This window comes from Pseudomonas sp. CM25 (assembly GCF_013179705.1).
Lineage (GTDB): Bacteria > Pseudomonadota > Gammaproteobacteria > Pseudomonadales > Pseudomonadaceae > Aquipseudomonas.
The window spans coordinates 1-7,961 of record NZ_JABMCW010000260.1 but is presented as its reverse complement, the minus strand read 5'-3'; the positions used below and the strand labels follow the sequence as shown (position 1 = coordinate 7,961).

At 51.8% G+C, this 7,961-nt stretch carries 3 protein-coding genes; 1 reads left to right on the top strand and 2 read right to left on the bottom strand.

Annotation, left to right across the window (positions count from 1 at the left end):
• On the top strand, positions 1-1,208 hold a 1,208-nt coding region (locus HP546_RS22185), incomplete at its 5' end, for a hypothetical protein (protein ID WP_218584585.1).
• 549 nt (positions 1,209-1,757) lie between these two features.
• Here the strand turns inward: HP546_RS22185 and HP546_RS22180 are convergent.
• Together HP546_RS22180 and HP546_RS22175 are read right to left on the bottom strand one after the other, a co-directional pair.
• Positions 1,758-3,860 carry a UvrD-helicase domain-containing protein gene (locus HP546_RS22180; RefSeq protein WP_172229465.1) on the bottom strand — a complete coding sequence of 701 codons (2,103 nt, stop codon included), beginning with the start codon at positions 3,858-3,860 and terminating at the stop codon, positions 1,758-1,760.
• A gap of 1 nt (position 3,861) precedes the next feature.
• Positions 3,862-7,848 (bottom strand): DUF1998 domain-containing protein, encoded by a 3,987-nt coding sequence (locus tag HP546_RS22175; protein WP_218584584.1) that lies wholly within the window; start codon positions 7,846-7,848, stop codon positions 3,862-3,864.
• Positions 7,849-7,961 lie beyond the last annotated feature (113 nt).

The window sequence follows — 7,961 nt, the reverse complement described above, 5'->3', positions numbered from 1 at the left end:
GCAATCCAGCTTCGATAGAATATAAGAGCTTCTTGGGCCAACCGATCGACTCCAAAAATCTAAAAAATGGCCTCTACCGAGTTCGTCTCATGGGAGCAAAGCAAAGTTTCCTTCTTGATCACCATCCATTCCGGTACAAACGACTTGGCAAGTCTTATTTTTTCCAACTAAGCTATGGAGACAATATAGAGACGCTTCTCCATAATGATGAAGTCGAGTATTATGTCGATTTTTTTGACAGCATTGAAATTATTGAAGGCCTGTACAGTGAAGATACGATTGAACATCCTTTACTTCGCACAGGGCTAAATCTTTATTCTCAGAGAATATATCATAGGCGGCGTGGGGATCGAGTTAAGGAAAATTTGTGCAAAGCATCCATACAGCACATGCACAGCGCTACGAACCAAAACCGCTTCTCTAAACAGTCCTTCGAAAGCATGGGAAAAGTTAGAGAGTTCCTATCTACTGAATATTCGATGAACCTCGACTCAATCAGTTCTGAAAAAATTATTGATTTCTTAACTCGCCATAAATACTTCGAACTTACTCCGACACATCAAGGTTATCAGCTGTCCTACCTAGACGCAGGCGCTAGCGATACACTCTTTAGCCTTTCTTCGCAAGTGGTGGCCGCTGCTCGGCTAAAAATGGTTAAAACAATCGAACGACTAATAAATCATAAAGGCGTCGAATTATGTTATGTAAATATTGATTCAATTCACATCTCCATCCAGCGCGACGCAATTGATGAATTCTTTAAAAGCAATCATAATCTAATTTCAGATCAACTTGGAGCCATGAAAGTAGAGGCAATCGCAGACCAAGGCTACTGGTTTGATGTAGGTCGATACTGGCTAAAGAAAAATAATGAAGTAGTGCTATTCAAGAACAAAGGTCTAAATCACAAAGCTGCAAACAACCCTTTTGTATGCCGTCGCAAAATCAGTAGCTTTGTCGAAGCACCTACATTTTCACACCTCCATACTTACATAATGAAGATAGAAAACTCATTCACCTATCACAAGCGGCTTAAGCATATAACCACCAATGAATCACGCTATATAAGATTTGGATATGACGAAATAAAAGACATAGACACTGCAAACCTAACTGAGGCCCACGAACAAATGATCTCCATGGAAAGCAAAATAGAACTATTTCAGCTCATATCAAAAAAGGAACAAGCGTTAAACAAAGATCGCTAAATGTCTCCAGAGATACCAGGTGACATGGCGATCTGGAGACGCAGCAAAAAATGTAGCCGCGGAGCGGCGTGCAAAGCACCTTTAGCAGCATCCATTGGGAGTCACCTGCTGCCGCATGATTCATAGGACCATGTATTGTCAAATATAGCACGTTACGGTGAGAAAAAATCCGCCCCCTGAGGACCTAACCAATGCTCACTAAGATTGAACCCTAATATAGATAAATCAAGAGCATTTAGGTTCATATAAAAAGTCATGCTTTGGCGAAAATCGATGAAAATATCTCCAGAGATACCAGGTGACATGGTGATCTGGAGACTGCAACTGAAAATGTAGCCGCGCAGCGGCCGTGCAAAGCACTAATTGCAGCATCCTTCGGGAGTCACCTGCTGCTGCATAGTTATCTGAACCATGCAACAGCCATAATAACATCCTTTTTATATTCCCCCAACTCAGTCTTCCAATGCGACCAAAGGCAAGCCATCGCCTCCAGCGCGCATTGAGAGTTTAGAGAGTTATGCCTCACCACCCCATCCGTGGCTTTCTATTTCAAAACCACTCACTCATCTGTCCGTACCCATAGACAAATGCCAGCTTTCGGGCCCTGGTCAGACTGACGTAAATAAGCGCACGCTCCTCGTTTTCCTTCTGGCGTCTGGTCACCAGATCAGCTGCCTGACTAACCACGAAGTCCAGGGGTACCAAGCCCTTATTCACAGACAGAATGAATACCGCATCAAATTCAAGCCCCTTTACACGGTGCATCGTCGCCAGATTGATGGAATCATCAGGGGTGGAGACACTGTCACGATCAAGCATATGACAGCGCAAGCCATAGCTCTCGAATGTAGCTTGAATTTCTATTAACTCCTTGCGGGTACGAGCAATCACGCAGCAATTCTCAGGAGCCAAAGCATTGGCCTGAAGGTCCAGCATTACCTGTCGTACCTGCTCATCCATACCAGCAAAACACACGATAACTGGACTAGGTCCGTGCATCAGCGAATGGTAATAGGCGTTGGTATCATCGCCGCCATCAAGATCGTCCACTGACACCCCCTCAAGCACACTAATCGCGACCTTTCGGGTTTCATCCGTAGTACGGTAGTTCACTTTGAGGCGAGAACTGCGACCTCGTATATCGATACCACATTGGCCCAATATCACCTTGTTCTTGCCATAAATGCGCTGGTGCCCATCCCCGACAATGAACAAGTCGTTAGAACTCGGAGGTACCAGAGCACGAATCAGCATGAATGCCTGGGTGCCCATATCCTGCGCCTCATCCACGATAACCGCGCACAGCTCCGGCCGGAGCTCAGCACGGCTTTCAAGCAGCCGGCGCGCATCGCGATAAGCGTCATCCGGTTCCTTGAGGTAATTGCTGGAGAGTAGATTTCGGTAGCGTTCAAACACAGGCCAGATATCGATACGCTGCTGTCTATTCAGTGGCGTGCCCCGACCAATACGGGAAGCGGTCTTGAACTCATCGGCAGTCATGATCGATAGGGGCTGAACCACCCTAGCCCATTCTTCCTGGAAGAACGCCAAACTCAGCTCAGAGCCAGCTGGCTTCTCGGAGTAAGCCTGCTCCCAGAGTTGCCTTTCCTGCTGGGCATTCATCAACAGCCCATAGTCATAACCCTGCTTCTTCAGGAAGCTGATCACCCAAGCATCCAGGTTGATCACCTCGATACACTCGCGTTGTGCCGGGCTGCAAATCTTGTTCAGATTTTGCTGGATATCCGTCGCTAGGTTGCGAGTGAAGGTGGTGAACAGCACCTTATTGCCTGGATTGGCCACATGCTCGACCAGCCATTTAGCACGATGCATGGCCACTACGGTCTTGCCAGTACCGGCACCACCCAGCACTCGCACCGGGCCAGTCTTCTTGCCTTCCACTAAACGCCGCTGCGCCGGGTGCAGGAAAACACGCCATTTCTCCAGCGATTGATTGAGCACCTCCCGCAGTGCCTCTTCATTTTCTGCCACAACAAAACACGCCCGAGATTCGGGGCGCGCCAAAGCCGTAGTGAAGTCGTCGGTATCCACCTGCTGTGTGACTTCTGGAACAACCTCGTTGAAAGCCTCCTCGAAGCTGGCGCCAGCCATCAGCATGAACAAACCATCATGTACATCTGCCGGGATCTGCTCATTTAGACGCGCCGTCTCCAGGTCAGCCTCGATCTTCATGCTACGCACCAGTGGCAAGGCCTCCTCCGGCACTCCCAACTGAGTCAGCTGACGATCGCGGATGGCATCAAACAACCCAGGCTGTGCAACCATGGCAGGTTGTTCGGGTGCCGCCAACTCGTGCTCCTGGACAGTAAACACTTGCAGACTGCCTGTGTTGGGGTTGATCTCGACCTTACGACGCGCCGCCCAAAAGTAAGCCTGCTCGTGGTGGTCGATGTAGAGCATCAGATATAAGTTCTGTTTCTCCACTGTCGCCAGGATGATTCGAACATCTTGATTCACCCGGATCGAACGCAGTTTGTCATCCCTGAAAGCTGTCAGCTTTTCGTAGTGGAGACCGCCATGTTGCGGATCTTGCTGAAATAGCATAACCGCCTTGTTAGCCTGAGCTTGCTCGTTCGGCGTAAGCTTCAACAGGCTGTCAAAATATTTGTCCGAAAACGCAATACTAACCATCTCAGGCTCCTGAATTTAATTGGGTGATGGCTTTAACCAGGTCCTTGGCACTGGAAACGATGTTCCAACCTGCTTTCTGCAAATACGCCATCGCCGCCTGCTGGTCTTTCAAATGCTCGAGCAGCAGAGCAATTTTCTGCTCTGGCAAGAGCAGCTCTGCTTCACCGACCACCTCACCCTGTTCATCCATAACCGCATCGCCGACAACAGCAGACATGGGCCAAGCAATCTGATGCTCGCCCAAGGCAGTGGCTATATTCTGATCCAGCAGTTGGAACCAGTCGGGCAATTGGCGTGCTTCGACCAACCCTTCGGCCATCGCACCAACCAACGGCCAGAGTAAGCCTGCTGCTGTCCCATCGTGCTTGGACTCGGGCGTCCAGGCATAAAGCAACGGAAGGAACTGCAGAAAATTCACGGCGGACCAGAATCTCTGCCATTGGTAGCGAGCAGCCTCTTCACTGCCTTGCTTCAAGACGTAGCAAAATGACACCAAGGCTTGGTTCAGATCAAACTGTCTGACCAAATCCGCACCGGCAATAAAGCCCAAGCTGATCAGTGCAGCCCCTTGCGCATCCTTGATTTCCACCGCACCCGCGAGAGCTATCGACTCAGGTTGCTGATCGGTAAAGCTTACCGGCAGGCCATGGAGGCTTTGCAAAAGCTTCGCCCGAACTTCTGCGTCGGCCAACGAAGCAGCCGGTAAGCATTGCAGAATGAAAAATAGCGCCTGCTCCGACAACGCTTGCGGATTCTGATCGGCAAGAAAGTGCATGAGTAAGTCGAAGGTGGGCATGCTCAGGTGTTGAGCCGTATTGGCTGTCCCTGCCAATTTTGCCAACCCCGCGATCGCTTGGTGATGCTGTGCTGGTGAAGTCATACTGGTTAGTAAAGGCACATCCAAGGCTTTATCACCAATCACCTTGTTAACGTCATACCAGTTCAACGTCCATACCACGAAACCGGCATGCATCAAGCTTTGTCGCTTGATCAGATCCTCGCTACTCTTCCGCCCGTGAAATTGGTAGCCATCAAGGAAGATCGCAACTGGCTTGAAATCAGCCGATGCAGGCCAAAGCACGAAATCCGGCCGACTGGCAAACTGGACACCCTCAGTCTTGCCCAGATCAACCTGAGGCTCCATTTCGTAGGCCTGCTCGCCGATCGTCAGCCGGTAACCGGTCTTACCGTGGATGATGTCAGCCGATACCCTGACCTTCTGACCGCTGACGCAATCCATACCACTGAATCGCGCAAGCGCCTCCGGGAAACGTGCTTCCAGCTCACTCTCCACCCATGGATTACCGGAGAGGGAACTTAGGGACTCGCTGTTCTGCACCCACTCATGCTCACCCTCGACAATGTCCTTGAGCATTTCCAAGGCTATCGCCTTACTGGTGCTCTCCATGCCATAGGCATTGCGGTACTCCAGCAGGCAGCGATAACAACCATCCATAGTGTGCTCGTAGCAATCACACGTCTCCATGACATCGTAAGCCATGCGGAACACAGACTGCATGTTCTCAGCCCGGCTCAGTAGCTCATGCAGATACCCAGTCCCGCCGGGCACGGAGTCGTACAACACAATAAAATGTCGACGTTCGTCTGTTTCCCCTATCGGCTCGCTCTGGTGGGCTACTCGCAGATGGTCAACTTTGCCGCCAAACCGTCGTTTGAGCCCCAACTGCAGGGCTGCAACGAAGGAGTTAATCTGCTCTTCAGTCCCCCCCGTTGCCAGTCTTGGCAACAGAATACGTAGGGCTTCCGAGGTAAATTGGCGGTACAGATACAGGCAGTTGTCCAGTCCAAAGTCGTCACCGCCATTGACAAGCTTTTTCACGCCCTTGGCATAGCTGCAGCTCTTCAGATGAACCGGCTCGCCCTTGCCTGCCATCACCTTACGGCTCTGCACCGAGCCACACTCGCGACAAACGGCAAAACCGGATCGCTGCAACTCCTCGCCAGCCACCTGGAACATCATCTCCTCGCCATCACGGCGACCGAAGTTCACCTCAAGGAAAGTCGCCGAGCGGATAAACTCGAAACCAAACGGACGATCCTTATCATCCAAAACCCAAGTGATATGGATATCTGCAGGCTTAAAATCGATCAGCATCTGCTTACTAAAAAATACCGGCTCCCGATCATCCGAGTGGTCGTTCAACAGCGCATCGCGTGCGTTAGTAAACGCATACACCTGAGTCATCTTCAGCATCTTGGTACGAGCGCTTGAATCCCCCCACTGACTGGTATGACAACGCGGGCAGATCTTTTCGCTGAAGCCTGCAGTGGGGTTGTCCGCAGCTGCGGAGTAATGGCATCGCGGGCAGAATCTCCAGTCCTGAATATTGCGCCCTTTGGCGGTTTCCACTCGGGATATCTTCACCTTGCGGTTCCCGGCATAGAACACCGATTCAGGCGCCAATTCCGTCAGCGCTGCCTGTGCCGGTCGCTGGTATTCGTACTCGCGCTTTATCAATTCGCGCTCAGCCCCCTCACCAGAAATCGCTTTTTCTGATCGGAAGATAACCGAATGCAAGGTCGCTCCTTCCTCAGGGAAGGCGTAGTTGGGGAGTAAGCCTTCATCTGTTAGGAAATTGAGCGTTTCGCGCCGGTTCATCACATAGCGCAAGCGATTGAAACCCTCACGCTCTCGCTCAAGCTCAGCGAGTTCTTCACGGGTATGCTCGTCCTGCGGTGCCTTGGCTAGCTTATCTATCTGCTTTTTCAGATCCGCACTGCGCGCTGCCATATTTGCCCGCTCATCAGCAACCACCTTGAGTCGCCCAAGCACATACAACTGCAAATGGTCATCCAGATGCTGCGGCCCGCCAAACAAGAACTGGCGCAGCAACTCAAGATCATCACCACTGAGCTCTCTGGCTACATAAACACTGAAACCATCCCAAATTTCCTGCATGTTGTGTTTAAGGAAATTCAACAGGGTATAGGGGAAGCGGTCTTCTTGGACCTTTTCCACCGCATCCAGCACCGGCTGCATAGTCGAAGGCACTAGGTTGTCGCCCTTGGATTCCTTGGTCCAGCAGTCCATGGCATATGCCAGCAGTTGCCTACGCAACACATATCGCGCTTTGAGAAAAACAGCTGGGGGCTCCACCGGGGTATCCAGCATGCGGCTCGGGTCGGCGTAGAACACCAGGTCATGGGGCCGACCGTTGGCCACGGTCAGAACGAAGGAGTTGCCATCACGCCGCCCACCTCGCCCAACACGCTGCAGGTAATTTGCCTGTGCTGGCGGCACGGAGCAAAGCAGCACGCTGGACAGGTTGCCAATGTCGATACCCATTTCCAGGGTCGGCGTAGCAGACAGCAGATTGTATTCCCACGGTTTGCCACCCTCACGCATAAAACTGTTCTCGACGCGGATCCGCTCCGGTGTGGATAGCAGCCCGGTATGCTCATGAGCTATCACCCTGTGAATGACGCCATGGCGGAACAGGTTGCGATACAGCGAGTCACGTGGGGGTACAACTTGCAAGTAATGCAGATCCGGGTGTGCCGCGTTCAACAGCGGCATGCCTAGCCAAGCCTTGGCATGGCTTGCCGGCAACAGAAGAGAACGATGGCCCGGGCACTCTACGCCATGCACTTCCGAGGTGACTTGCAGCACTTCAGGCACCAGCGCCCACAATTGAACACCACGCTCACTCAGCTCCTCTTTAAGCAGCCCAGTCGAACAAAGAGCCTTGAACGACGCCCCCAACACCGACTCCAACTGTTTTCGATCGACCAACTCTCCCGGATTCAGACAAGCCAGCCAACGCTGATACCAGGTAGCGCCCTGGCTTCCAGAAAGCACTTCAAAGCCATCACCATTACTCGCTGCCGGATAACGTGGACGAGAGGCAGACGGACCGCTGGCCGGCGCGTAATCAAGGAGGTTCAGCAGATAAGACTTCCCAGCATTCCTGCGGTAGCTCGCGAGGTCCTCTAACGCGAATGCACCCAGATACACCAGATGCAGCATCAGACCCTGCATATACTGCCGGGCTGCCTCAGAGTCAATCCGGTAGCCGAGCGTATTATTTACCTCAGTCGCCCAACGTTCCGCAGCCTGCTGCACCTTATCCAGCGGCCACT

Coding starts and splice junctions, on each gene's coding strand:
- HP546_RS22180 (WP_172229465.1), bottom strand. CDS start 3,860: ATGGTTAGTATTGCGTTTTCGGACAAATATTTTGACAGCCTGTTGAAG.
- HP546_RS22175 (WP_218584584.1), bottom strand. CDS start 7,848: ATGCTGCATCTGGTGTATCTGGGTGCATTCGCGTTAGAGGACCTCGCG.